2 protein-coding genes are annotated in these 2,451 nt (G+C 61.5%); both read left to right on the forward strand.

All coding sequences use genetic code 11. The features are described 5' to 3' along the window. The first annotated feature begins 171 nt into the window (after positions 1-171). Positions 172-1,695, forward strand: coding sequence for a flavin-containing monooxygenase (locus GM1_RS21185; RefSeq protein ID WP_008382359.1), 1,524 nt, complete (start codon positions 172-174; stop codon positions 1,693-1,695). A gap of 40 nt (positions 1,696-1,735) precedes the next feature. Further along, positions 1,736-2,451: SDR family NAD(P)-dependent oxidoreductase (locus GM1_RS21190; RefSeq protein ID WP_008382360.1), on the forward strand; the 716-nt coding region annotated here is incomplete at its 3' end.

The following is a 2,451-nucleotide window of genomic DNA, read 5'->3' on the forward strand; positions in this document are numbered from 1 at the left end:
CGACGACCTGCGCTGACCCGTCCCGGCCGAGTCCACGCGGCCGCTAATCCGTCTCTCGACCCTACGCCCGGATCTCTCTGGGCTCAGACGGATGCCTCACATCTGCCTGCCACGCGTCCCGCGCCGAGCAGGTCCGTTCGCTCTACTCTTTGATCAGGAGACCTTCACTCAATGCCGTCTTCCAACACCAAGCGCGCGCCGCGCGCCGCCACGGCGACAGACCCGGGAACGACCGAACCCATCACTACCAAGGTGCTCATCATCGGCAGCGGATTCTCCGGCCTCGGTATGGCCGTGCAGCTCCGCCGACGCGGGAATAACGATTTCATCGTGCTGGAAAAGGCCGACTCCGTCGGTGGGACGTGGCGCGACAACACCTATCCAGGATGCGCATGCGACGTGCCGTCACTGATGTACTCCTACTCGTTCGAGAGCCGCGGTAGCTGGTCGAAGGTGTGGTCCTCACAGCCTGAGATCGAGCAGTACCTGAAAGAGATCTCCAACAAGCGTGGGATCACCCAGAAGATCCACTTCGGACAGAAACTGGTCTCCGGATACTGGAGCGAGTCCGAATCCCGGTGGCACCTGCGTACCGAGTCGGGCCGGGAGTACGTCACGCAGTACGTCGTGTCCGGTGTCGGCGCTCTGCACATCCCGAACTTCCCGAACATCCCCGGAATCGACGAGTTCGCCGGCCAGGCATTCCATTCGGCAAAGTGGGACCACACGGTGGACCTCCAGGGCAAGCGGGTGGCCGTCATTGGCACCGGTGCCAGCGCGATTCAGTTCGTGCCATTCGTGCAGAAGGAGGCCGGCACACTCACGGTCTTCCAGCGAACCCCGGCTTGGGTACTTCCACGCAAGAACTTCGCGGTGCCGACGGCACTTCGGACCGTGCTCAGCAAGATCCCTATCACACGCCGCCTCGCTCGGTGGTCGGTCTACTGGGGCGCAGAGAGCCTGGCCTTCGGGCTCAACGGCCACTCCAACCTTATGCGGCCAATCGAAAAAGTGGCCAAGTGGAACATCGAGCGTTCTATCGCCGACCCTGAGCTACGCAGAAAGCTGATGCCGTCGTACCGCATCGGATGTAAGCGCATCCTGGGATCGAACGACTATTACCCTGCGCTCGCCGCGCCCAACACGACAGTGATCAGCGATCGGATCGAGAAGGTGACCGCGGATTCGATCGTCACCGCTGACGGCGTGTCGCATCCGGTAGATGTGATCATTTACGCCACAGGGTTCCATGTCACGGACGGGTTCGATCAACTCGCCCTCAAGGGCGCGCGGGGCGAGGACCTGCCGTCGCACTGGCACCGGACGGGCATCAACACCCACCTCGGCATCACCACCGAGGGCTTCCCGAACCTGTTCTTCCTGCTCGGACCCAACACAGGTCTTGGACACAACTCTGTCGTATTCATGATCGAGCAGCAGATCAAGTACATCATGAAGGCCATCGACGCCGTCGACAGTCGCGGAGCGCAGCGCGTTGATGTGCGGCCCGAGGTTCAAGAACACTTCAACAAGAACATTCAGCACAAGCTCGCCAAGGGCGTGTGGACCAACGGCGGGTGTACGAGCTGGTATCTGGACTCGCAGGGTGTCAACCGTACGGTGTGGCCGGGGTTCACCTGGCAGTACTGGCGAGCGACGAAAGACTTCGAGCCCGCCGAGTACGAGATCGCCTGACAGTCCAGCCGTAGGTCATCGGAGAAGTGAGTACACAACAGTGAGTAGTTCGACAGCAGGCCATAACGCGACCCCGGTCGCGGTCGTCACGGGAGCCGCCTCGGGGATCGGCCGGTCCCTTGCCCTCCAATTGGCCGGACGCGGGGCCAGCCTTGCCTTGTCCGACGTCGACGAGATGCATCTCAAAGAGACGGCGGACATGTGCCGTACCGCGCATCGGGCGACGGTCGAGACCGCCGTGTTGGACGTGGCAGATCGGGCGGCGTTCCAGGATTACGCCGATGGCGTCCAGTCGACATTCGGGCGCGTCAATATGGTGTTCAACAATGCCGGCGTCGCCCTCGGCGCCGACGTCGTCGACATGTCCTGGGAGGACTTCGACTGGCTGATGGGTATCAACTTCGGTGGTGTCGTCAACGGGACGAAGGCGTTCCTGCCTTATCTGATCGCCTCCGGTGATGGTCATCTGGTGAACACCTCCAGTGTCTTCGGTCTGGTCGGAATCCCCAGTCAGAGTGCCTACAACGCCGCCAAGTTCGGTGTGCGTGGCTTCACCGAAGCACTTCGCCAAGAGATGAAAATCAGCCGGTATCCGGTCACGGTGACATGCGTTCACCCCGGTGGCGTCAAGACAAATATCGTCAATAACGCTCGGGGTGTATCCGATATGGGGGCAGATACCGCGACCATTGCCTCGATGTTCAACAACATCGCCAGGACCACCCCGGAAAAAGCGGCGGCCACCATCCTCAAAGG

Origin of the sequence: Gordonia malaquae NBRC 108250, from assembly GCF_000344135.1 — a bacterium.
GTDB classification, from domain to species: Bacteria; Actinomycetota; Actinomycetes; order Mycobacteriales; family Mycobacteriaceae; genus Gordonia; species Gordonia malaquae.